Consider the following 24564-nt stretch of genomic DNA (forward strand, 5'->3'; position numbering starts at 1 on the left):
GATACAATTTTGATCTTATTCATTTTATGTATTGTACCTAAGAAACATGAAAAAATCGCTGTTATCCATTGTGCTGGCCTTAACATTTTCTTTGCACGGTTGTTCGTCACTGATCGAGAAACCCGACTCTGAAATGACTGTCGAAGAATTTTACACCGAAGCCACGACAGCGTTCGAAGAAGGCAACTGGGATACCGCCATACAGTACTATGAAAAACTCAAGGCCTACTTCCCTTACGGGAGTTACGCCGAACAGTCCTATCTGGAACTGGCCTACGCCTATTACCGTTATGACGAACCGGAATCGGCGATCCGCGAACTGGAAGAGTTCATCAAACTGTACCCCAAACACAAGCAACTGGCTTATGCCTATTACCTTAAAGCGGTCGCGGCGGATTCCATCATCAAAAGCTGGCTGGACCGTTTCATCACCGATCCGGCTCACCGCGACATCAAGTCCACGGATCGCGCCTTCAACTACTACCAGGAACTGCTGACGCGCTTCCCCGACACGGACTATGCTAGAAGTGCCAGTGAGCGCCTGATCATCATTCGTAACCGCATGGCCAGACACGAATTTCAAGTGGCCAAGTTTTACTATTCCAAAAAAGCCTATCTGGCCGCTGCCAACCGTTGCCGCTACCTGATTGAAGAATACCCAAGAGCGGTCATAAACTTGCAAGCTCTGGAGTTAATGAAAGACAGTTATGCCGCACTTGGCATGCAGCAAAACTATGTGGATACACTAAAGGTTTACGAACTCAACCTGAATGTTCAGCAACAAGCCGAAGAGCAAGCCCTTGAAGAAGCCCCCGCGCCAGGCTCTGCAAATAAAAAACAGCCATCTTGGTGGGACAAAATGTCCACTACCCTTGATGAAATCTTCGATTAATATTCTAGCCCCGATAACGTCTTAATTTTCAAACAGTGCTTGAAGCTAAAAAGGCCAGTTCGATTCAATTCGAACTGGCCTTTTTTAATTCTATCTGTCTAGGCTAGGGGTTTAAACCTTGATCAGCTTTCATTCCGAATAACGGCTGGTAATCGGATAACGGCGATCCCGACCGAAAGCTCGATGGGTGATTTTAACGCCTGGGGCGGCCTGTCTGCGTTTGTATTCACTTCGGTCAATCAAGCGAATCACGCGGCGCACCTCTTGCTCATCGTAACCCAATGCTACTATTTCAGCGGGCGTTTTGTCTTCTTTCACATAACCTTTGATGATGGCATCGAGCACATCATAATCCGGCAAAGAATCCTGGTCTTTTTGATCCGGTCTCAATTCGGCCGATGGCGGACGTGTGATGACCCTTTCAGGAATCACCGGCGACAAGGTATTGCGATAGGATGCCAGACGGTAAACCAAGGTTTTAGGCACGTCTTTCAAAGGTGAAAAACCGCCGACCATGTCCCCGTAAAGCGTCGAATAACCTACCGCCACCTCGCTTTTATTACTGGTGGCCAGCACCATCTTCCCGGTCTTATTGGATAAAGCCATCAACAGGGTACCGCGAATACGCGCCTGCAAGTTCTCTTCGGTCACATCCTCATCGTAACCCTTGAACGCATCCGCCAGCGTTGCCTCAAAGGCATTGTACATCGGCTCAATCGGCAAAACACTGTACTTCACTCCCATGGTGTTGGCCTGCTTTTCGGCATCTTCCATACTGATGGCGGCGGTATAGCGGAACGGCATCATCACCGCCTCAACCTTGTCGGCGCCCAAAGCATCAACGGCCACGGCTAAAGTCAAAGCCGAATCAATCCCACCCGACAGTCCCAGCAAAACGCCTGGAAAACCGTTTTTATTGACATAGTCGCCGACCCCCTGGATGATCGCCTGGTAGATGCGCGCCTCATCCTCATAAAGTTCGGCCTGTTCACCTTTCAAAAGCACCACAGAATCCGCCTGCTTTATGACTTTGACTGGCGTGAGTTGCTCTTTGAATTCCGGTGACTGCACCATGACCTCACCGTCGGCACACATCGCAAAGGATCCACCATCGAATACCAGCTCATCCTGCCCACCAACTTGGTTGACATAAATCACTGGTTTCTTGATTTCGTCCACCCGACGCCTCACTACCTCTAAACGGTCTTGGTGCTTTTCATTGGAAAACGGCGACGCATTCAAATTAAGAATAATGTCCGCGCCTGCATCCACCGCTTGGGTAGCCGGCGTGATTTTCCAGATATCTTCACAGACCAACACCCCAAATCGGATGCCTTTAAATTCCACCACACAGGGCTGCTTGCCCGCAGAAAAATAACGCTGTTCGTCGAAGACGCTGTAATTGGGCAGGTTCTGTTTCATGTAGCTGGCCTGAATCAAGCCACCTTCAATCCACGCCGCCATATTGAAACGTTCTCCTAATTCATCCATCATTGGATAACCCACTAGCAGTACCACGTCTTCTACCCGTTCACACAGGTCGGACAAGGCTTGATTGATCTGGGCATAAAGGCCATCACGCAACAACAGATCTTCAGGTGGGTAGCCGGTCAGTGTCATCTCTGGAAACACCACGATATCGGCTTGATGTGTGTTTTTTGCCGTGTGTGCTGCATTCAATATCTTTTCGACATTGCCTGAGATATCCCCTACAACCGGATTAATCTGCGCCATTACGATGGTAACATTCTGTGTCATTGCGTCTTTCTCAAACTGTTTTGGATCCCGAGTGAATTTTACCGGTCGCCCATAAGGCAACCACCTTTAGCCAATTTGCTCAAGCTGTTTACGCATGACCTGACCCAAGTCCGCCGGAGAACGCACCACTGTGACACCGGCCGATTCCAAGGCTGCAAATTTGGCTTCTGCCGTGCCTTTACCGCCACTGACAATGGCACCCGCATGTCCCATGCGTTTACCCGCTGGGGCGGTCACACCGGCAATATAGGCTACCACCGGCTTGGTCACATGGGCCTTGATGAATTCGGCTGCGTCTTCTTCCGCCTGCCCACCGATTTCGCCGACCATGATAATGCCTTCGGTCTGTGGATCCTCTTGGAACAGACGTAAACAATCAATAAAGTTCATCCCTTGAATCGGGTCGCCGCCAATGCCCACACAGGTCGATTGGCCTAAACCGTTTTGAGTGGTCTGATGTACCGCTTCATAGGTAAGGGTTCCAGAGCGCGACACCACCCCAATCTTGCCCGGCAAGTGAATATGGCCCGGCATTATGCCGATTTTACAGCCTTCACCGTCATTTCCTGGGGTAATCAGTCCCGGACAGTTCGGTCCAATCAAATAAGCGTCGGACTTTTCCAACACCGCTCGCACTTTCAGCATATCGGCGACCGGAATGCCTTCGGTGATACAAGTAATCACTTTGATTCCTGCGGCAATAGCCTCAATAATCGAATCCGCAGCAAACGCAGGCGGCACATAAATCATCGAGGCTTCCGCACCCGTCTGTTCCACCGCTTCACGAACCGTATTGAAGACCGGCAGTCCAAGGTGGGTTTGCCCTCCCTTACCTGGGGTCACACCGCCGACCATTTTGGTGCCGTAAGCCAAAGCCTGTTCGGAGTGAAAAGAGCCTTGCTTACCGGTAAACCCCTGACAAATCACTTTTGTGTCTTTATTGATCAAAATACTCATTATGCCGATACTCCTGCCGCTTCCACCACTTTTTTAGCGGCATCCGCCAATCCATCTGCGGTAATAATACTCACATCACTGTTTGCCAAAATCTCTTTCCCTAATTCCACATTAGTGCCTTCCAGACGCACCACCACCGGAATGCTCAAGCCCACTTCCTTAACCGCTTGAATGATTCCATCGGCAATCAAATCGCAGCGCACAATGCCACCAAAAATATTCACCAAAATCGACTTCACTTCCGAAGAAGACAGAATCAGCTTAAAGGCTTCCGCAACACGTTCCGGTGTGGCACCGCCGCCCACATCCAAGAAGTTGGCCGGCTCTCCGCCATTGAGTTTAATCAAGTCCATGGTCGCCATCGCCAAGCCGGCGCCATTCACCATACAACCGATATCGCCGTCCAGGGCGATATAGTTCAACTGGTGTTCTGACGCCTTGGCTTCACGCTCATCTTCCTGCGTGAAGTCACGCATCTCTACCAATCCGGGCTGACGGTAAAGCGCATTGGAATCGATATTCACCTTAGCGTCCAACGCGACCAGTTCGTTGTCGGCGGTACGAATCAACGGGTTAATTTCGATTTGCGACACATCCTTGTCCAACGCCAGCTTGTAAAAAGCCATCATCAACTGTCCCAGCTGCTTAAAGGCACTGCCGGTCAAACCCAAGGCGAAAGCCACTTCACGGCATTGGTAAGGCATCACCCCCACCGTCGGATCAATATGCACACTCAAAATCTTTTCCGGACTCTGGGCCGCGACCTCTTCAATATCCATGCCGCCGGCGGCTGAGATCACAAAGGTGTGCGTGCGGGTGACACGATCCACCACCAGACTCAAATACAACTCTTCCTCAATCGCCAAGGTCTCTTCAATCAATAAGCTGTTGATCGGCAAAGCCTTACCCGCAGTTTGAATGGTCGCCAATGAGCTGCCCAACAAATCGGCTGCAGCGGAATGCGCTTCTTCACGGCTTTTAACCAGACGCACGCCACCGGCTTTGCCGCGTGCACCCGCATGGATTTGAGCTTTTACCACCCAAGCCTCGCCCCCTAAGGTGTCCATAGCGGACTGCAATGCATCCAATTGGGTGATGAGCTGGCCTTCGGGTACAGCAATGCCGTATTTTTTAAATAAAGACTTGGATTGATATTCATGTAAATTCATGTGAAAAAACGTCTCCGATTTCCTGCCCGGATTCTCACACAAAGGCAGGATGATGTTGCGATGGATTTTTTGTAGATATAAATTGCTTTTATTTTATGTTTTTTAGACAATGATTGCACCAACAAATCATTGCGAGAGCCCCGTGAGAGCCATTGTTTTTCTGTTATTCGTCATTTTAGTCTTCCTGATTTTGCGCTTTACCCTAAACCGCGTGATCGAGATCCGAGCCAAAAACCGGGAAAAAGCGATGATGAAAGATCAGCCAGCCTCTGCCAAAGAGAGTCAGCCGATGGTGCGTTGCGCTTTGTGCGGGATTCACCTGCCGCAATCGGAGGCGTATTTCGATGGCCAACACACCTTTTGCAGTGAAGGCCACATGCGTGAATTTCATGAGAATGGCGGTGTGCCAACAAAGACCGGGAAATCGTCGCAGTCAGACGAAGCAAACAACCATAACCCGGATGATACCAAGAACGAGAATTAGACTCTAAGCCTGAAAACCGACAGGCCTGTCGGTTTATGAATGAATCGCTTTGTAGTCGCTTTGAATACAATCATCTGTCCGGCAAGAGGATGGTTGAAATCGATCACCACTTCCTCCCCTTTTAATTCATGCACCTTGCCGGGCACCTCTTCTCCGGTGGGCGTATTAAAGCCAATCACATAGCCCTCTTCCATTTCCATATCTGCCGGAAAGTCCGAACGAGACATGCTCTGCAAGTTTGCCGGATCAATTTGACCAAAAGCCTGCTCGGGCGGCAAGGTGAAGGTTCCGGTGGTGCCGACTTCCAGACCAATCAACAACTCATCCAGTTTGTTGATAAAGGTGTTATCACCAATGGTAAACCGGAAGGTCTCATCACCTTCGGTCTCTTCCACCACCGTGCCGTCGATTAGCGTGAGTTTAAAACCGATTTCAACCTCACTGTTCTCGCCTACCGTCAATGGTGGAGCTGGATTCTGATCAACTTTTTCGTTTGCGGATTCTTGCACTTTTCTGTCCTCTTTTAATCACTTTCTCAGCCGGATCGCCGGAAACCACCACCCGGTTACGCCCCATCTCTTTGGCTTGATAGAGCGCCTGATCTGCCGCTTTAACGACCTCTTCCGGCGACTTAATATCCGCAGTTTTCTCGGCCACGCCGATACTCACGGTCACCTTGGTGGAGGTGTCCTGATTCTTGTGTTTAAAGCGTAGATCGGTGGCTTCAACCTGCTTGCGTAACTCATCCAGAATCGGACGAGCTTGTTCCGGAGTTTTATTGGTGAACACCACGGTAAATTCCTCACCGCCAAAACGATAGGCTTTACCACCCGATCCAACCTGGTTGAGCACCTTGCTGACGGTGCGCAACACCAAATCGCCGATATCGTGTCCATAGGTATCGTTGAACTTCTTGAAATGATCGATGTCGATCATGGCGATCGAATAACGCCGCCCCAACCCCATAAAGGATTCAAACAGCGCGCGACGTCCGGCCATACCGGTTAATTCATCGGTATAGGCAATCTGATGGGTGTCAAACACAACCGACAATACAATCATCAAGGCGGCAATCGTAATCAGCCAGTTCAACAGGCCATATTGCGCCGCATTGTTGAGCCCGACGGCCACCAGAATCAACACAAACAACGCCACCTGATCCAGCACTCTAGCCTTACGCATCATCGCCAAACGAATAATCATCAGATTGGCCACCACCAGCATCACCACCGTGCTAAGCATCGGCATTTTAAACGGCGAGTCCAAATCAGTGCTCACCGGCTTGGCAAGAAACTGAACCGTCTCAAACGATAAATTCTGCATCATCCAGTAAATGCCGACACCTTGTAAAACCAACAGGCCTGTCAGAAATAGATTGTAAGCGTGATGTTTGACGCCGCGCTCAGGCAGCAGAATCCACAGCAGGATATTGATTGGAATCAGCAGACTCACCAAAGGAAAACGCAGTGCTTGCGCGGTACTGTTCAAAGGCAATGGAACCAGGTCGCTCATCAAAAACACGACCAATAACAGATTCACCAGTAAAAATACCGGCTGCATGCGGTTGAGAAGCAGACTGACAAACACACCAATCGCGGCCACCGCATAAGGGGCATAATCCAATAAAGCCTGCCAGCCTAAGGGCCAACTGGGGATTTGATAAGCTTGCCAAACGGCAAATCCACTTAGTAACAACAACCAGAAGTAATGCCGTGCCAATTCAAAACCCTTATTGATTCAATTTTACGATTTGTCTTCATGTTTTGGCGGCTGGCCTGTCGCCATGCGCCCTTCGCTTTGCCCGTCACGGGGCAATTAGCTTTTCCCGAAGAGGGAGAATTTCTCTTCCGGCTTGTCGCTGCATTGAATGCGCCATTCCATTGCGTATTCGCAATTCTTGCCGCCAACACATTCAAAGTGCTGCTTGGCGAATTCCGAAGACTTGCCCGCCTTGCGCAACAGATACACATAGCCTTTCGGGCAACTCTCTTTGGCTTGGCGGCGCAATGACCAACTGTCAAAGCCGGTAACCGGCTCACTGTAGAATTCGGTCAGATAAAACGTCTCTTCATCCACCTGCTGGCTTTGCACCGTGGAACATGCGGATAAACTCAAGACCGTAACGCCAAAAACGAACAGGCCTGCTAATTTCAGAATGGGTTTCATGATTAAATAAATCTACTTATTAAGTTAAACAACGCCTCAAAGCCTATTGCTTGACGACCCCTAGCGAATCCATCGGCAAAGGCTCCTCTTTAAGGCCTTTTTCGGAAATAATATAACACAGATTAGTGTGCAGCTTTTTACCGTTGACCAACAAAGAAGCGCCGTACTGATCTTCGGGGTTCAAGCGCACATGCCCTTGATAAACTTTCAACAATTTACCGGTCATGCAACTGTACACTTCAACGGTTCGATCCAGGCCAATCCAGTCAGACTGAATATTTTTCGCACTATTGGTGACCTTTTCACACCCCGAACCCGCAAGTACGATCAGCATCGCACCCAACATCAGGCTCCAACTTTTAAAATTCCAGTTGAACTTCATTTTCTTCCCCTAAATGGTAGTAAATAACTTATTGTGGAATCCCGGCTTCATCAGTTTCAGGCGATTCCGGGTCGGCCGCGGAAGCTTTGATGCCTTCCCAGGTATCGACGTAGGTTTGCTTTTCGCCCAGTTTCTTGGCTTTTTCAATGCCCACTTGCGTGCTTTCCACCACATCATCGGCCAGCTCGCTGGATGTCTCTTTGGTGGCTTCCCAAGCGTTTGCAGCATCCGACTTGATGTTCTCCCACACACCGGCACTCGCCAGCGGCGAAACACTTAAGGCTTGTAAAGCAATCAGACCGATCAATCCGGTCTTAAGGTTTGTTTTTTTCAACATATGAATTCCTTGAATGAACAAAGGGGGTAATCCAATCTATATAATAGCTGGACAGGCGATTTTCAATGTTTACATCTCAATTCCGTTCTGCGCCTTAATACCGTTTTCAAAAGCATGCTTAACCAGCCCCATTTCGGTCACGGTATCAGCCAGTTCAATCAACTCAGCCGGCGCACCGCGGCCGGTGATCACCACATGCTGGTGTTGTGGACGCTTCAGGATATCCTCTTCAATATCCGACCATTGCAGATAACCGTAACTCAGCGCGATGTTCAACTCATCCAGCACCACCAACTCAAAATTCGGATCTTGCAGGTATTTTCTGGCTTCATCCCAGGCGATGCGGCAAATTTCAATATCACGACTGCGATCCTGGGTATCCCAGGTAAAGCCTTCGCCCATCGCCTTGAACACCACCTCTTCAGGAAAGCGTTTGAAAAACTGCTCTTCACCGGTACTCATGGCACCCTTAATGAATTGAATCACCGCCACCTTCATGCCGTGTCCTAATGCACGCGCTACCATGCCGAAAGCCGAACTGCTCTTGCCTTTGCCATCTCCGGTATTAACCAGCACAATCCCGCACTCTTCGTTTGATTCCTGAATTCTTCGATCCATGTAGGCTTTACGACGTTTCATGATCTGGTTGTGTTTTTGATCGCTGATGGTGACTGCCATTGTTTAATCCGTTGCTGATTTTAGTATTGATTCCATTTCTGTCCAAAGCGATGGTTGCTGTTTTTTAACCCCATCCGAACGACTCGCCAATTTGCACAATCGCACAGTGTAACATGCCTCAAAACCCGTCAAAACGCTTTATACTATGCACACACCCGCAACCTTTCAGTTTTTAAAGTACTTACCCCTATGAAACAAACACTCTTAATCATCGGTTATGTTTGGCCGGAACCCAACTCGTCGGCCGCGGGCACCCGCATGATGCAACTGATTCAATTGTTTCTAAAGCACGGCTTCAACATCACCTTCGCCAGCCCGGCCAAACTCGGTGAACACGCTCAAGACCTGAGCCAACTTGGCGTCATTTCACAAGCCATCCAACTCAACCACGCCAGCTTTGATGACTTCGTTCAACAACTCAGTCCCGATATCGTTCTATTTGACCGCTTCATGATGGAAGAACAATTCGGTTGGCGGGTCGAAAAACACTGCCCTAACGCCCTGAGAATCCTCAACACCGAAGATTTACACAGTTTGCGTGAAGCACGCCAAACCAACCTGAAAGCGCTTTTAAAAAAAACAACGTCCTCTTTGGAGGCGCTTTGGGAGCAGAACCCTCAGAAATTATTTGAAGACATGGCGAGCAGCGATGCCGCACAGCGTGAAATAGCATCAATTTTTCGTAGCGACCTGACCTTGATGATCTCCAAGTTCGAGAGCCAACTCCTGCAGCAGGCCTTTCAGGTCAATGCGAATCTGCTTTTCACCCTGCCATTTCTCTACCCGACTCCTGACAAATTGGAAACTCCCGACTTCGAACAACGCCAGAACTTCGTATTCATCGGCAACTTCCGCCATGCGCCCAACTGGGATTCGGTGATATGGCTCAAACAGAACCTATGGCCAAAAATAAGAGAGGCATTGCCACACACGGAACTGCATATTTACGGCGCTTATCCAGCCAAAAAAGTCACCGACTTTCACAACCCCAAACAAGGCTTTCATGTGCAAGGCTGGGCGGAATCGGTCTGGCCGGTGATGCAGCAGGCACGAGTTTGCCTCGCACCCTTGCGTTTTGGCGCGGGCATCAAAGGCAAATTGGCCGAGGCCATGTTATGCGGCACCCCCAGCATCACCACGCCCATCGGCAGTGAAGGCATGCTGCCCGCAGAAAGCTCCGTGCAAGACTGGCCGGGATTCATCGGCCGCACAGAAACCGAACTGGTAGAACAGGCGATCAATCTCTATCAAAATGAACAGGCCTGGTATGAAGCGCAACAAAACGCCATCAAGCTGGGTCAAACCCAATACTGCGAAACTTCAACCGGCTCTGCCATGTTGCAGGTCATCGAAACCATACAAGCCAACCTGACCACACATCGCCAACATAACTTCATCGGAGCCATGCTACGTCATCACCACCATAAAAGCACTCAATATATGGCACAATGGATCGAAGCCAAAAACAAATGAAATTTGCCGAGAAAAAATGACCAAGACCCAAACCCCAAAAACCGCCCCAAAACCCGATCTTGCCCACACCAAAAAGCAACCCAATAATCCGCTTCACGGCCTGAGCCTCAAGGAGATCGTCTCCCAACTGCATGCACATTACGGTTGGGAAGAATTGGCGGAACGCATTCCAATCCGCTGCTTTCAATACGATCCCAGCCTAAAATCCAGTCTGACGTTTTTACGTAAAACCCCATGGGCACGGGAAAAAGTCGAACAGCTATATATTGAGGCCAGCCAGAATTGGGGAAAATACAAACGCCCTGCTTCTACGGAGGCCAAAAAATAACCACTCAAGTGGCCGACAGGCCGTTTTCTAGACGGGTCAAAGCCAACAAAAAAAGGGAGCCTAAGCTCCCTTTTAAGATTAAAATCGATTAATTCAGCCTGTTTTCACTGTTTAACCGATATTTAAAAACCGGCGATATATTCCGATACCGTCTGAATATCTTCATCACTTAATCCGGTTGCCATTGGCGCCATCATCGCCGTCATGGCACCCAACTGTTCACCGGCTTTGTATTTAGCCAGTTTGGAAGCGATGTCCTCTTTTGACTGCCCGGCCAGTTTAGGGCCTACGCCACCCTCACCGCTGGCACCATGGCAACCGATACAGGTCGCATACAGATTGGAACCGGACTTGGCAGGTGCCGCCGCTTCTTCTACGGTTTCAACCACCTCTTCAACTTCTTGCGTCACCGCCTGCTCCACTTTCTCAACCACTTCTTCCGCTTTTTCAGTGGTGGCCTCAACGGCTTTTTCCACTTCCGGAACCACAACCGGCTCAGGTTGCTTCACATCCGCAGCGCTCGGCTGAGCCGAAGAAGGCTGGCTCACACCCGCTCCGCTCTCGGAAGTATGTTCGGTTTTATCATCATCTGAACAACCCGCCATCCCCAACATCATTAAGGAAGCCAAACTCGCGGCCACCAAATTCCGTTTGAATCCATTCTGCATGTCTTTCATTGATCTCTCCAAAGTGTTACATGACAAATAAACCGGCTTAAGAATCTTAACGGCTTATTCGATTATCCAATTTACTTACGCTTTCATTATGCAGAAATCTTAAGGCAATTGGAAATAAATAGGCGCCAATCAATTGGTTCCCATGGATTGACTGGCATCTTTACCAGAGCAACCGTTAATATCGGCAGTTACAGCAGTAGATCCCCAAAGCCCCAAATCAGGGTTCCCAAAATAACCGTGAGATGCGATAACCAAACTTTTTTGCGATGCCATTTGGAGGGCGTCAAATCCGGCATGTCGTCTTCAGCCTGCACCTTTTCCAAACGCTGATACAAAAGATCCAATTCACCGTGCAGCAATGCATATTCACTCATCACCGCAAACAACACCATCAAGCTACCGAAACGTGCAAACCAAATGGGTTCCAGTACCAAACCAAATACCAAACCCGCCAGACCCATCACCCAGGCCAGTAACAGTAACAAGCCATTTTTATTTCGTAACATATCCTTCCCTTAATGCTCTAATACGCTTCTAAATTAACAGGCCTGCCGGTTTATGCCAGCACCTAGGCAAAAAACAATTCAAGCACTTCAAAATTCAACACACCTAATCATACACTTAAAGGCCGAATACAAAAAAGGCCAACAGAGCGTTGGCCTTTAAATTGATCAAAGCAAGTGATTCGCTTTAAAAATCTTCCCACTCTTCATCGCTCTTGCTGAACGATGCAGTCGGAACCGAGTCACTTTTTTCAGCTTTAGGCGCAGGTTGACTAACCGGTTTCGCAGCCGGTTTCGCTTCTACAGCCTTTGCTTCCGACGCACTTTTTAACTGACTGGAATCGGGTTTCTGGAGAGCCACTTTTTTGTTCTCAGCCTTTTTGTTGGGCAACGCCTGGGCGCTTTGACCGATATTAAAGAACGACATGTCTTTCGCCAAAATGCCCGCCTGCTCACTCATACTTTCCGAAGCCGCCGAAGTCTGCTCCACCAGCGCCGCATTTTGCTGGGTCACTTCATCAATCTGGCTGACGGCTTTATGAACCTGCTCAATCCCTTCCATCTGCTGGACGGAAGCCTGCGCGATTTGCTCAATCATATTCGCCACGTCTCTGACCGACGCGTTAATATCAACCAGCATCTCACCCGATTCGGAAGCCAACTTGGTTCCTTGGTCAATACGTGTCACACTCTCATTGATGAGTGCGGTGATGTCTTTGGCCGCCTCGGCAGACTTCTGCGCCAAAGCGCGTACCTCACCGGCGACCACCGCAAAACCACGCCCGTGATCACCGGCCCTGGCCGCTTCAACGGCGGCATTTAATGCCAACAGGTTGGTCTGGAAGGCAATGCTATCGATCAAAGTCACAATATCGGAAATCTTGTGACTGGATTCTTGAATCGCATTCATCGCCTGAATTGTCTGCTGCATGACCTCCGTGCCTTCAGTAGTTTTATTCTGCACAGCGTGAGCCACTCCGGAAGCCTCTTTGGAATGCTCGGTGTTGTTTTGCACGGCAGAATTCATCTCTTCCATGGTGGAAGAAGTTTCTTCCAAGGCCGCAGCCTGCTCCTGAACACGCTGACTCAGATCCAATGCACCTTGGGAAACTTCACTGGAGGCCATATTCACAACTTGGGTCGCGTTCACCGCTTGTGTCACCACATTCAACAAACGCTCCGTGGTGGCGTTGACTGCCTCTTTCAATACACGCAATTCACCATGGTATTCACCCTCGATATTTTGCGTCAAATCCCCCTCTGACTGTGACACTACAACACGGGTCACGTCTTTGATGGCGTTTTCCAGCGCATCCATGGAAACATTGATTCCATCTTTCAGCGTCAACAAATCCCCTCGAGCTTCAACATCTACACGATGCTCGAACTTACCTTGCTGCATGTAATTCATGACATCGATAATGGCACCAATGGTGGCATTCAGAGAGTTCATCGTCGAGGAGACATTATTGACCATCTTCAAGAAGTCACCCTGTACATCGGCATCGACCTTGACATTAAAGTCGCCGTTATTCATCGACTCCATAACCTTGCCAAGCTCGCCCATGGTTTCATTGACTGAATCCGCAGAATCGTTGATGCCGCGTTTCAAGGTGTCCAGATCTCCTCTCAAATCCAATTCAATGCGCTGGTCGAACTCCCCACGCGCAATCGCCGTCACCACCTTATTGGATTCCTCAATCGCATTCTGCATATTGGTCAACAATTCGTTGACCGAACGCCCCATATCTCCAATTTCATCTTCTCTCTGTTGATCGGCTCGAATCGAGAAATCACCGCTATCACTAACCTGGGCAAGCTTAGTCTGAATACTGCCCAGCCCGCGACTGATACTACGAGGAATGAAAATGGCGATTAAAATCGAGAACAGTGTAATCACCACTGCCACGATTGACATGACCTGAATGATGCTGTCATTCAATGCCTGAACCATCGGCCCGATTCGATCCTGATCGTCTTTAATCGACAGCTTGATGTCTTCCGACCATGTGGCGATATCAGGCCCGATCACATTCAATTTTTCTTCAACAATCTGATTACGGTCGTTAATCACCTGGTTAAGTTGTTTGACACCCTTAGTGTAGGTTTCGATCAAGCTATCCAGCTCGGCAAGCTGCTGGATACGATTCGGATTTTCAACGTTTAGAGCAAGTTTCTTCATCTGCTTAGAAAGCTCCGTGAATTCAGACAAGGTGCGATCCATGTCCTTAACGGCGTTGCTCTCAATGAACTTGACTGCATAGAGTCTCGCCAACAACAGGTTTCTTAAACCATCCGACGCAGCAAACGCGACCGCCAAATCAGCATCTTCTCTAGCAGAGTGTTTAATGGCTGTCAGCAACTGCTCCATGGATTTACCGTTTACATTCATGTTATTGAACACGATATCATTGCGTTGCTTCATCAGCGCCTGAACTTTCTCAAATTCAGCCTTATAGGTCAACAGACCTTCATCCACCTGATCCACTAACTTGGCTCGTTCAGGGTTTTCAATGCTCACTTGAGCTTCCTGAATAAATCCATACGTGCGGTCAAAATATTTGGTGAACTCTTCCACTTCCTTATCAACCGGGTTAATCAAATAATCCTTGACGTTCATGCGCACCATCAGCATATTGGCCTGAACACGTCCCGCCAAAACCGCATCTTTGGCGATTTCACGGTATTGTTTAAAACCGCTGGCGGATTCGTTAATTTTGGTGACACTGAAGATTGACATGGCAATTACCAGCACAGTCAGCAATATGAAACTGGCCAGCAATTTAGCGCGAATGGTCTTAAGCATGGAAACCCCTATTTATTGTAAAAATATGTTGTGATAAGTGTCTGGTTAATCTATTAGCCCTAAACACTCAGTAATGCTCTTATGTTGATATATTTTATTTATTAACGGCAATTACACTTATTGATTGAATGGTAATTGAAAGCCTACAACAGTGCAATAACATAAAAAATGACATTTTGAATAATTCATGACCATCTTCCATGCCCTAAACAACCATAGACTTCATCGTTTTGATTGAAGCGAGCGCCCCGCTTTTTCTAGCAAGGGTTCTTCCGGCCAACGGTGCTTCGGATAACGGCCGCGCATCTCTTTGGCAATCTCGAAATAGGAGTTTTGCCAGAAATTTGCCAAGTCGGCGGTGACCTGTATGGGCCGACGGGCCGGAGACAAGAGTTCAAATGTCAGAGGCACGGAACCCCAAGCCAACCGGGGCGATTGCAATTCACCAAACAGTTCTTGCAAAGGCACGGACACCGTCGGGTTCTGGCCGAGTGCATAACGAATCCTGACTTTTTTACCCGATGGAGTCACATAAAACAGTGGCGCCTCACACTCCAAAGCCTGTTGCAATTCATATGGTAACAGCGCCTGCAAAATTCCCATCAAATCAATTTTCTGCAAGACTTTGACGCTGTCCACCCCAGCTAAATAAGGCGCCAACCAGGCCTGCAGGTTTTCAACCAACCAAGTTTCCGATAAATCCGTCAAGCCTCTCTCAGCGGCCCCTTCTTGAGCGGCCAGCCAACGCACACGGTTCAACCAGGCCTGGTTAGTTTCGTTCCACGGCAATAAACTCAGTTTCTTGGCTTTCAGCGTCTCCAGCAAACAGCCATGCAATTGTGCTTCATCCATTTTTTTCAACGGGGCTTGCGCCAATACCAAGGCCTGATATTGGGTCTGAAAAGTTCCGATCACTTCATTGCGACTTTCGTCATAGCGGTACACCGCCTGTTTTTCGATCTGTCCTGCAAACAGACTCTCAATCTCGCTCCTGTCCAACGGAGCGGCCAGAAATATCCGCCCTTCGCGGGCTTGACCGTCGATATTGGCCACCGCCAGAGCAGACTCGCGGCTTAAGGGATCGGCTTCATCCAGTAACGCTCCTTTGCCGTTGGACAATAAATATCGAAACTGTCCGTTACGCTGCAACGCCACCCTGTCCGGAAACGCCTGCGCCACCAGCTTGCCGCTTTGCGACTGCAAAAACATCAGGTCGTATTCACATTTATTCATCTTGCCATTTAGACCCAACTGTCTTTGCCAGTTGCGGCTGTTCAACAAGGCCTGTTCCATTGCCGAAACCGAAATCTGATACTCGCTTTTAGCACGGTTTCGGTCTTGGCGGTAAGCTTTAAGCGCCAATAAACGGCTGGTCAAATCCGCCCCCGAATCGCGGCCCTGCAACACATCACGTTCCGCCAACAAAGCAGCCACATCACAGGCCAGCTGCTGTAACTTTTCGTCAGCAGAGACCTTGGCGACCAATAACAATTTCGCCAATCGCGGCGAACAGGCAAACTGCATCGCCTGCTGACCCAAATCGGTGATTTGCCCTTTATTATTTAGCAAACCTAACTGTTGCAGCAATCGTTGCGCTTGCTGAAAGTGCGCCGCAGGTGGTTCCGTCAACCAGCGTAGTGAGCGCACATCCTGCACACCCCATAAAGCCAGTTCCAAACATAGATCGGACAGGTCGGTGACACAAATCTCTTCGGCTTCAAACGGTGCCAACTGTGCCTGCTGGGATTCACTCCACAAACGATAACAAACACCGGCATAAAGACGACCGGCACGACCTTTTCGCTGCTCCGCCGAAGCCGCCGAAATGCGCTGGGTGTGCAAACGGCTCATGCCGCTGTTGACGTCATAAAACAGCTTACGCGCGAAACCCGAATCAATCACGCAATCAATGCCTTCAATCGTCAAACTGGTTTCGGCGATATTGGTGGTCAGCACGATTTTTCGCCGCCCTTGATTATCCGGCTGAATCGCCCGATCCTGCTGTTCGGGTTTCAATCCGCCATAAAGCGGCAAAACGGCAAACTCGTTTTCGTCCACACATTCCTGCAAGGCCTGCTGCGCCTGTTTGATTTCCCCCTGGCCGGCCAAAAATACCAATAGGTCTTTTTCGGATTGCTTGATGGCCTGCAAGACCGAATTCTTCAACAACGGCAACAGATCCCATTTAAATTTAGCATTGCTTGGCAAAGCTTGTGGCAAATAGTGTGTCGCCACCGGATAAGCTCGACCTTGTGAACGGATGACCGGCGCATTGTCCAAAAACTGACTGACCTCCTCAGTATCGATGGTGGCCGACATCACCAATAGCTTCAAGTTTTCGTTCAGGGCCGATTGCGTGTCCAGGCATAAGGTCAACGCCAGATCGGCGTGGATGGAACGTTCATGAAATTCGTCGAATATCACCAGAGCAACGTCGCTGAGTTCCGGATCTGACTGAATGCGTCGGGTCAGAATTCCTTCGGTGACAATCTCCAGACGCGTCTGCTTAGAACTGAGTTTTTCATTACGAATCTGATAACCGATGGACTGGCCGACTGGCTCGCCCAACTGCTTGGCCAAATAACGGGCGATGGAACGCACCGCCAAACGACGCGGTTCCAACATGATGATTTTCTTGCCTTGGTTCGGCTCGGATTGAAACCACTCCGACAGCAAAATCGCAATGGGCACTGCCGTGGATTTACCCGCTCCCGGATCGGCCTGCAACACCGCATTGCTTGACGTGGTCAAAGTGGAGACAATCTCCGACAACAAGGTATAAATAGGTAAATTAGTCATTTAAACCAAACACTTGAAACAACTTATTAAAGTTAATCATAATGCCTTCAGCTGTTTTTCCAAACGCTGGATCGACACCGGCTTCAGGGTTTTCAACGGCTGCGCAAACATCGAAATACGCAGTTCCTCAATCAGCCAGCGGATTTCAATCAGGCCTGGGTGATGAAGGTAAGCGGGGTTATCCGCCAGCTCGGCATACTGATTCAACAACGGCTGAATTTGGCGAATCGCCAGCTGATCCTTGCTCGGGTCCTGGTCGATTTTTTCAAGACGTTTTTGCAACGCCGTCAAATATCTCGGCAATTGCGACAACCATTGCGGCGGCGTTTCCGATACGAAATCCGGAGTGATCAATTCGTTCAACTGGGTTTTGATGTCGCTGATCGACGCCAACCAACGCGGATTGAGCTTGCCATTGACCTGTTTGGCGATTTTCTGATGGGCCGTCAGTATCTCATTAACCAGCTTGGATAGTTTCTGCGCCTCAGCCACCCACTCTGATTTCAGAACTGCCTCGGCCTCTTCATAATCCTGTTGGCTGCGGATTCGTTGCGGTTCCGGCAGCAACTGGCTCAGCGCCCGGTCGATAATCTGCTCTTTCAGATGCTCGCAAGTGCCATAGGGCGCGTAAATCAGGCAGGCTTTTTGCAACGGCAACTGCTTCTTAAGGTATTTGACCTTATCCTGCAACGCCTGCTTGAGCAAAAACACCACCCCTTGCGCGTGACTCCGATTAGCCTGTTCGGGATCGGACATCAACGTCAAAAACAGCAAGCCATCATTTTGTAATTCCAGGCACGGATAAGCCACCAGCTGATTGCCGTTGGCTTTTAACGACTCTTGATCCGGCAAGTCGCCAAAATCCCATTGCGTCACCCGGCGTTTTTCAAAACCGCTCGCCTGCTGGCGACTCTGTTGCTGAATTTTCTCATCCACCAAATGCTGGTATTCGGCTTTCAGGCTTTCCAGTTGATCGCTTTCGGCGATTTTGCGCCCCTTCTCATCCAACAGAATAAAATAAGGCAGCAGATAAGACGGCAAATTCACCTCGCCGAAATCGGTCTCACTCACTTTCTGGCTGGCACGACGGTTCAACGCCAACACCAATTGCGATTCAAAGCGACCTTTATCCCGACTTTGGTTGCTCTCCATCCAGGCCACCACCGCTTCTGCCACCGGCGGGGTCGGCACAAACTGCTTTCTAAGTTGTTTTGGTAACGCTTTGATATAAAAAGCAACTTTCTCTTTCAAAAACCCCGGAGTCAGCCACTCGAACTGCTCTGTCTCCAACAGGTTCAAGCCGTGCAGCGGAATCTTGAACACCACCCCGTCCTGCGCTTTGCCGGGTTCAAACTGATAATCGACCTTAAGCGGCAATTGGTTTTTTAACTGCACCTGATCGGGAAAAGCCTGACTCAAATCTTCGTCCACCGACTGTTTCAACAGTTGTGCTTTCGTCAGATAAAGCGACTTCTCGCTTTCAGCATCCAGTTTCTTCAACCAGGTTTCAAACGCCGGCTGGTTATAGATATGCGCCGGAATCTTCTCATCATAAAAGCGGTACAGCACTTCATCGTCCACCAGGTAATCGGGACGGCGCAGTTTGCTCTCCAATTTCTCGATGTCGGCAATCAACTTCTGATTGTGTCTGAAAAATTTGGCGCGGGTATTCAGTTCCCCCTGCACCAGAGCGTGACGAATGAAAATCTTGTGCGCTTCTTTGGGATTGATCGGGCCATAATTGCAGCGGCGATTATTGACGATAGGCAAACCATATAAGGTGATCGATTCGTACGCACCCACCTGTCCCGACTTCTTCTGCCAGTGCGGATCATTGTAATTGTGTTTGATCAGGTGTTTCGCCAAAGGTTCAACCCAACGGATGTCGATGGTCGCGTTATTGCGCGCATATAATTTAGTGGTTTCCACCAGTTCACCGGACAGCATCCACTTGGGTTTCTGCTTAAACAGGCTGGAACTCGGATGAATATAGAGTTTGGTGTTACGTGCGCCTAAATAGGATTTATCGTCTTGGCGCATGGAGACATTTCCCAACAGGCCTGCCAATAATGACTGATGCACGGCCATGCTGTGCATATCGCTCAAACGCTCCTTGACCTCCTTGCCCTGTTTGACTTCTTCAAACAGGTGCAACGGCGACACCTTAATGCCGGTGCGTTTCAGACTCTGTTCCAACTGTACATAGAGTTCGTGCCACTCTTTCATGCGCATATACGACAAAAAATTGGTTTTACAGAGTTTACGCAATTTGTTTTGCGTCAGATGGCGGCGCTGAAACTCATAGAAGTGCCACAGGTTAAGGAAAAACAGAAAATCGGAACGTTCGTCCTCAAACGGCTTGTGTGCGGTACGCGCCGCCTGCATGGTGGATTCGTTGATGTCGCGCGGGTCTTGAATACTCAAGGCGGCGGCAATCACCAGCACTTCTGCCAGCACACCGTTCTTGTCAGCCTGAATCACCATTTTGGCGATGCTCGGATCAACTGGCAGTTTGGCGATCTGCCTTCCCTCTTCGGTCAAGCGGCGCTTGTCGTTCAAAGCCCCCAGTTCGTGCAGCTGGCGGAAACCGTCGTTGACCGATTTGTAGCTTGGCGCTTCAATAAACGGAAAGTGTTTGACCTCACCCAGTTTCAACTGCGCCATGGTCAGGATGATCGAGGCCAACGAGGTACGATGGATTTCCGGATCGGTGAATTCCGGGCGCGCCTTGAAATCCTCCTCCGAATAGAGGCGAATGCAAATCCCTTCACTGACACGCCCGCAGCGCCCCTTTCGCTGATTGGCCGAGGCCTGCGAAATCTTCTCCACCGGCAGGCGCTGTACCTTGTTGCGCACACTGTAACGGCTCATGCGCACCAGACCTGGGTCAATCACATATTTGATGCCGGGCACCGTCAAAGAGGTTTCGGCCACGTTGGTGCTGAGAATGACACGCCGCTTCTGCGAAGTCTGAAACACCTTATTCTGCTCGGCCATCGACAAGCGTGCATACAAAGGCACCACTTCGGTATTCTTCAAATTGCGCTTGCGGATCGCCTCGGCGGTTTCCTTGATGTCACGTTCGCCCACCTGAAACACCAACACATCGCCAAACGGGTCTTCGTGCGACAGTTCCTCCAACGCATCCAGAATCGCGGTCGGTATATCCTGCTCGATCTCGTTGCCCGCATCATCCTCGTAAGTCACCAACGGGTTGTAACGCACCTCCACCGGATAGGTACGGCCGGAGACTTCCACCACCGGCGGTTTGACCCCGTTCATGGTGAAGTGATTGGCAAAACGCTGGGTGTCGATGGTCGCCGAGGTAATAATGACTTTCAAATCCGGACGTTTGGGCAACAGCTGTTTGAGAATGCCCAATAGAAAATCGATATTAACACTCCGTTCATGCGCTTCGTCGATGATGATGGTGTCGTATTGACTCAGAAAGCGGTCGTTCTGGACTTCGGCTAACAGAATCCCATCGGTCATCACCTTGATCAGACTTTGCTGATGCACGTGATCCTGAAAACGCACCTGATACCCCACCAACTGGCCAACACTCGAACCCAATTCCTCGGCGATACGTTCGGCCACACTTCTGGCGGCCAAACGTCTTGGCTGGGTACAGCCGATGCGCCCGAACACGCCTTGCCCGGCTTCCAGGCAGATTTTAGGAATCTGCGTGGTTTTACCCGAACCGGTCTCCCCGGCAATCACCACCACCTGATTGTGTTTAACCAGCTCGATCAGCTCATCTTTTTTGGATGCCACCGGCAAAGCCGAGTCAAACTGAATCTGCTTGGGCACGGCAAGCGCATTTTGTTGCGCCGAATTCATCGATTTTTGCAACTTATCACACCATTTCAACCAGGCCTGCTGGTTTTTAGAAAGCGAATCGATCTGCGTTTTTTCACTTACTTCAGTCGTCATTTCCTTAATATTTTCAGCCACTTCCTGCAAATTGATCGCTTTCAACTCTCGATGCAAACGATGCCGATCTTTGATCAAACACCCTTCTATCAATGAGGTTAACTGTTTATTATTTATAGGAAAGTTCATATTGACGCGACAACTCAAATCTGGATAATGACTCTAACATTAGAAAAAGCTTATATAATTATAAATATATTTTATAGTCTATAAAGCACACCTATTATAACAAACTACGCGAAAGGTCTTTGCATATGAAAATCCGCCAGCTATTCGATTACGACACTTGGACTTATACCTATTTAGTGTGGGATGAAACCACCAAGGAAGCCGCAGTCATCGATTCGGTACTGGAACAGGTGGATCGCGACATGCAACACATCGAAGAATTGGGGCTCAAAGTCAAATACCTTCTGGAAACGCACATTCACGCCGACCACATCACCGGTGCCGGGCCGATTCGCAAACGCACCAACGGTCAGATCGTAGTTCACACCAATTCAGGTTCGGAATGTGCCGACATTCTGGCCGAAGAAGGCGACGTCTTCAAGCTGGGCGAACAGGAAATCCGCGTGATGCACACCCCAGGGCACACCAATAACGACATCACTTATTTGATCGACGGCGCGGCTTTTACCGGTGACACCCTGTTTGTGCGTGACTGCGGACGAACCGATTTTCAATTAGGCAGCAACGAACAGATGTACCACTCCTTGACCGAAAAACTGTTCAAATTGCCGGAAGACACCATGGTTTTCCCCGCGCACGACTACAAAGGGCTGACGCAATCCACCATCGGTGAAGAAAAACAGTTCAACACCCGTGTCGGTTCTGGAAAAACCTTCGAGGACTTCAGCACCATCATGGACGGCATGAATCTGCCCAACCCGAAACGTTTGGACGTCTCCGTCCCAGGTAACCTGAAATGCGGAAACCTGGACGACTGATCAAAAGATTCATCAAAACGTCCAACACCAAATATATCTAATAAAAAAGCGCCCAAGTCTGCTGGAGGCGCTTTTTTATTGTCCTGATTTTAGCGTGGGTTTTAGGTCAACCTGACACCGCCTGACGGCTTGCCACAAAAATGGGGCAATGCAGGTCGAAGCGTTGCATAAAGACCGACTCTAAGTTAGTCTGAATTTTCAAATTTTTTTTTACACAAGCCAATGACCCCGCACGCAAAAACATACAAACAATTCAAGGAAGCGTAAAAATGATTTACAACCCTTTAGGCCATTCTGATATTAAAATCAGCCGCATCTGTCTCGGCACCATGACCTGGGGCGAGCAGAACACCCAGCAAGAAGCCTTTGCGCAAATGGAAATGGCGTTGGATTACGGCGTCAACTTCTGGGACACCGCCGAACTCTATGCGGTGCCGCCACGTGCCGAAACCTATGGCGCCACCGAAACCATCATCGGCAACTGGCTCAACAAAAGCGGACGCCGGGACGAGATTGTGCTTGCCTCCAAAATCGCCGGGCCGGGGGAATTTGTACGCCATATCCGCGGCGGTTCAAGCCGATTTAACCGCGAACAGATCCATCAGGCGCTGGAAGGTTCGCTTAAACGCCTGCAAACCGATTACCTCGACCTCTACCAACTGCACTGGCCCGAACGCAGCACCAATTACTTCGGCCAACTCGGGTTTACCCCGCCGTCACAGCCCGAAGACACCACCGATTTTGAAGAGACGCTGGAAGTGCTCAGCGAGCTGGTTAAAGAAGGCAAAATCCGCCAGATTGGGATTTCCAACGAAACCCCGTGGGCCACCATGAAGTACCTGCAAATCGCCGAAGCCAAAGGACTGCAAAAAATCGTCAGCGTGCAGAACCCATACAGCCTGCTCAACCGCAGCTATGAAGTCGGCATGGCGGAGATCGCCTATCAGGAAAACGTGCAACTGCTGGCCTATTCACCTCTTGGCTTCGGGGTGCTTTCCGGCAAATACCTCAACGGACAACGCCCGGCTAATGCGCGCATTACCCTCTACCCGCATTACGACCGCTACCTGAATGAAAACGCCGTCAAAGCCACCCAAGCCTATGCCGACCTGGCGCATGATCACAACTTAAGCCCAACACAGCTTGCGCTGGCGTTTGTTAACAGCCGCCCGTTTGTGGCCGCCAACATCATCGGTGCCACCACTTTGGAACAGCTTAAGGAAAATATCGAATCGATTGATGTAACACTCAGCGAAACCGTTTTGCAGGAAATCGAACAGATTCACAGCCAATATCCCATTCCCGCCCCTTAGCAGGTAACTGAAAAGGGAAGTTCGTTTTAAAGAAATTGACCCAATAAAAAAGCCTCTGTTGAGAGGCTTTTCACGATTACATCACACTTGCAATCAGTAAGGTCTAATAACCAATGCTGGTGTGGTGTGATTGTGGAATGTCTTCTGATCCAGGCAACAGATACCACATCAAATAATCGACGACCATTGGCACGACCACACTGTGATGATTATCCGTATCTTGCAGTTTCTGACGAATCGCCTGTTTGATCTCAGAGCGGTTTGACGTATCCATGATAATGTCAATCTGGTCTCCAAATTGATCAATGGCGTCTTCAAACGCTACAAAATTCGGAATGCCACGTTGCTCGGCATCCTTTACCAGTGGATTATTCTCATTAGGCTCACTGATACCGATAATTTCTACACGCTCGGGATTCATGCTGTTAAATTGCTCGTAAAACTTACCGCCAATACGGCCAAGACCGATCATCAAAATGGTAATTTTCCTCACTTGTAAACTCCTTAATTTATTTTTATGCGCCAGCTAGGACTATTTACGTAGCTGGCACCCACTGAGTATAAGTGAAAGTCATTGATGGACGTCGATTTAGATCCCTTTCTTGCTATGAATTTTTCTATATGGTGCTCAGTGATTTTGATTAGCTTTGCGATCAACGTGCAAAAACCAAACTCTTGTACCAAAAAGGCAAAGAAAATAAAAGAAGCATCGCTCTTTGATACAGCATGACCTGACTCACTCGATTTTACTTTGCTGTACTCATCACTAAATGGCCATGGTGCGTCATCAAAACCTAAACACCCAATAAAATCATCACTTATCAAACACCTAACGGAACTGGGTCAGATAAACCCATAATCAGCGGATTGAGAAAAACAGATTCACTTTTACCACCAAATTGAACAGCATGATTGGGAACATTGGTAAGAAAAACGTGGTTGACGCCACATCAATAGATGCA

General features: G+C 49.2%; 21 protein-coding genes. 6 read left to right on the forward strand and 15 right to left on the reverse strand.

Translation table 11 applies throughout. The annotated features are described in order from the left end of the window. Window positions 1-46: 46 nt before the first annotated feature. A complete protein-coding gene (locus B076_RS12370; RefSeq protein ID WP_051347235.1) occupies window positions 47-892 on the forward strand; it encodes an outer membrane protein assembly factor BamD in 846 nt (281 codons plus the stop codon). Window positions 893-1021: 129 nt separating this feature from the next. Here B076_RS12370 and B076_RS0107150 read toward each other — a convergent pair whose 3' ends face one another. The 3 genes from B076_RS0107150 to sucC form a co-directional block, all read right to left on the reverse strand. After that, entirely contained in the window at window positions 1022-2650 is a 1629-nt protein-coding gene (locus tag B076_RS0107150) for an NAD+ synthase (protein WP_028486711.1), read from the reverse strand. A 66-nt stretch (window positions 2651-2716) separates the two neighbouring features. Beyond that, the gene (sucD, locus tag B076_RS0107155) at window positions 2717-3607 is read right to left on the reverse strand and encodes a succinate--CoA ligase subunit alpha (RefSeq protein ID WP_028486712.1); all 891 of its coding nucleotides are present in this window, start codon (window positions 3605-3607) and stop codon (window positions 2717-2719) included. Beyond that, complete coding sequence (gene sucC, locus B076_RS0107160) at window positions 3607-4776, reverse strand: ADP-forming succinate--CoA ligase subunit beta (RefSeq protein WP_028486713.1); 1170 nt, start codon at window positions 4774-4776, stop codon at window positions 3607-3609. Before sucC ends, sucD begins: the two co-directional genes overlap by 1 nt. Window positions 4777-4918: 142 nt before the next feature. Between sucC and B076_RS12375 the strand changes: the two genes are divergently transcribed. After that, window positions 4919-5260 carry a PP0621 family protein gene (locus B076_RS12375; protein WP_211230187.1) on the forward strand — a complete coding sequence of 114 codons (342 nt, stop codon included), beginning with the start codon at window positions 4919-4921 and terminating at the stop codon, window positions 5258-5260. Here the strand turns inward: B076_RS12375 and B076_RS12380 are convergent. The 6 genes from B076_RS12380 to cobO all read right to left on the reverse strand — a co-directional run bounded on the left by B076_RS12380 (window position 5257) and on the right by cobO (window position 8823). Beyond that, window positions 5257-5769, reverse strand: coding sequence for an FKBP-type peptidyl-prolyl cis-trans isomerase (locus tag B076_RS12380; protein ID WP_051347236.1), 513 nt, complete (start codon window positions 5767-5769; stop codon window positions 5257-5259). The two genes, B076_RS12375 and B076_RS12380, sit on opposite strands and share 4 nt — an antisense overlap. Beyond that, window positions 5741-6979, reverse strand: a complete 1239-nt coding sequence (locus tag B076_RS0107175) for a GGDEF domain-containing protein (RefSeq protein ID WP_028486714.1) — start codon at window positions 6977-6979, stop codon at window positions 5741-5743. Before B076_RS0107175 ends, B076_RS12380 begins: the two co-directional genes overlap by 29 nt. A gap of 96 nt (window positions 6980-7075) precedes the next feature. Continuing rightward, window positions 7076-7426 carry a hypothetical protein gene (locus B076_RS0107180; protein ID WP_028486715.1) on the reverse strand — a complete coding sequence of 117 codons (351 nt, stop codon included), beginning with the start codon at window positions 7424-7426 and terminating at the stop codon, window positions 7076-7078. A gap of 43 nt (window positions 7427-7469) precedes the next feature. Next, a complete protein-coding gene (locus B076_RS0107185) occupies window positions 7470-7808 on the reverse strand; it encodes a hypothetical protein (RefSeq protein ID WP_245566333.1) in 339 nt (112 codons plus the stop codon). 28 nt (window positions 7809-7836) lie between these two features. Continuing rightward, window positions 7837-8145 (reverse strand): hypothetical protein, encoded by a 309-nt coding sequence (locus B076_RS0107190; protein ID WP_028486717.1) that lies wholly within the window; start codon window positions 8143-8145, stop codon window positions 7837-7839. Window positions 8146-8214: 69 nt separating this feature from the next. Continuing rightward, on the reverse strand, window positions 8215-8823 hold the full coding sequence (gene cobO, locus B076_RS0107195; RefSeq protein WP_028486718.1) for a cob(I)yrinic acid a,c-diamide adenosyltransferase: 609 nt from the start codon (window positions 8821-8823) through the stop codon (window positions 8215-8217). 189 nt (window positions 8824-9012) lie between these two features. Between cobO and B076_RS0107200 the strand changes: the two genes are divergently transcribed. Next, window positions 9013-10296 (forward strand): glycosyltransferase, encoded by a 1284-nt coding sequence (locus tag B076_RS0107200; RefSeq protein ID WP_028486719.1) that lies wholly within the window; start codon window positions 9013-9015, stop codon window positions 10294-10296. A gap of 16 nt (window positions 10297-10312) precedes the next feature. Next, a complete protein-coding gene (locus tag B076_RS12385) occupies window positions 10313-10624 on the forward strand; it encodes a VF530 family protein (RefSeq protein WP_038150477.1) in 312 nt (103 codons plus the stop codon). A 122-nt stretch (window positions 10625-10746) separates the two neighbouring features. Here B076_RS12385 and B076_RS13160 read toward each other — a convergent pair whose 3' ends face one another. From B076_RS13160 to hrpA, 5 genes are all read right to left on the reverse strand, one after another. Next, window positions 10747-11301, reverse strand: a complete 555-nt coding sequence (locus B076_RS13160) for a c-type cytochrome (RefSeq protein ID WP_245566334.1) — start codon at window positions 11299-11301, stop codon at window positions 10747-10749. Between the two features lie 188 nt (window positions 11302-11489). Continuing rightward, window positions 11490-11807: a hypothetical protein gene (locus B076_RS0107215; protein ID WP_028486720.1), complete on the reverse strand. Its 318-nt coding sequence runs from the start codon at window positions 11805-11807 to the stop codon at window positions 11490-11492. Between the two features lie 184 nt (window positions 11808-11991). Then, window positions 11992-14610 carry a HAMP domain-containing methyl-accepting chemotaxis protein gene (locus B076_RS0107220; RefSeq protein WP_028486721.1) on the reverse strand — a complete coding sequence of 873 codons (2619 nt, stop codon included), beginning with the start codon at window positions 14608-14610 and terminating at the stop codon, window positions 11992-11994. Between the two features lie 222 nt (window positions 14611-14832). Continuing rightward, window positions 14833-17409 carry an ATP-dependent helicase HrpB gene (gene hrpB / locus B076_RS0107225; RefSeq protein WP_028486722.1) on the reverse strand — a complete coding sequence of 859 codons (2577 nt, stop codon included), beginning with the start codon at window positions 17407-17409 and terminating at the stop codon, window positions 14833-14835. 36 nt (window positions 17410-17445) lie between these two features. Then, entirely contained in the window at window positions 17446-21420 is a 3975-nt protein-coding gene (hrpA, locus tag B076_RS0107230) for an ATP-dependent RNA helicase HrpA (RefSeq protein ID WP_322785319.1), read from the reverse strand. 176 nt (window positions 21421-21596) lie between these two features. Between hrpA and B076_RS0107235 the strand changes: the two genes are divergently transcribed. Both B076_RS0107235 and B076_RS0107245 read left to right on the forward strand, forming a co-directional pair. Then, window positions 21597-22289, forward strand: a complete 693-nt coding sequence (locus B076_RS0107235) for an MBL fold metallo-hydrolase (RefSeq protein ID WP_028486724.1) — start codon at window positions 21597-21599, stop codon at window positions 22287-22289. Window positions 22290-22558: 269 nt separating this feature from the next. Then, window positions 22559-23602, forward strand: coding sequence for an NADP(H)-dependent aldo-keto reductase (locus B076_RS0107245; RefSeq protein ID WP_028486725.1), 1044 nt, complete (start codon window positions 22559-22561; stop codon window positions 23600-23602). Between the two features lie 103 nt (window positions 23603-23705). Here the strand turns inward: B076_RS0107245 and B076_RS0107250 are convergent, their stop codons facing one another. After that, a complete protein-coding gene (locus tag B076_RS0107250; protein ID WP_028486726.1) occupies window positions 23706-24095 on the reverse strand; it encodes a Gfo/Idh/MocA family oxidoreductase in 390 nt (129 codons plus the stop codon). Window positions 24096-24564: the final 469 nt, after the last annotated feature.

The sequence above is a fragment of the Thiomicrorhabdus chilensis DSM 12352 genome (assembly GCF_000483485.1).
Lineage (GTDB): Bacteria > Pseudomonadota > Gammaproteobacteria > Thiomicrospirales > Thiomicrospiraceae > Thiomicrorhabdus > Thiomicrorhabdus chilensis.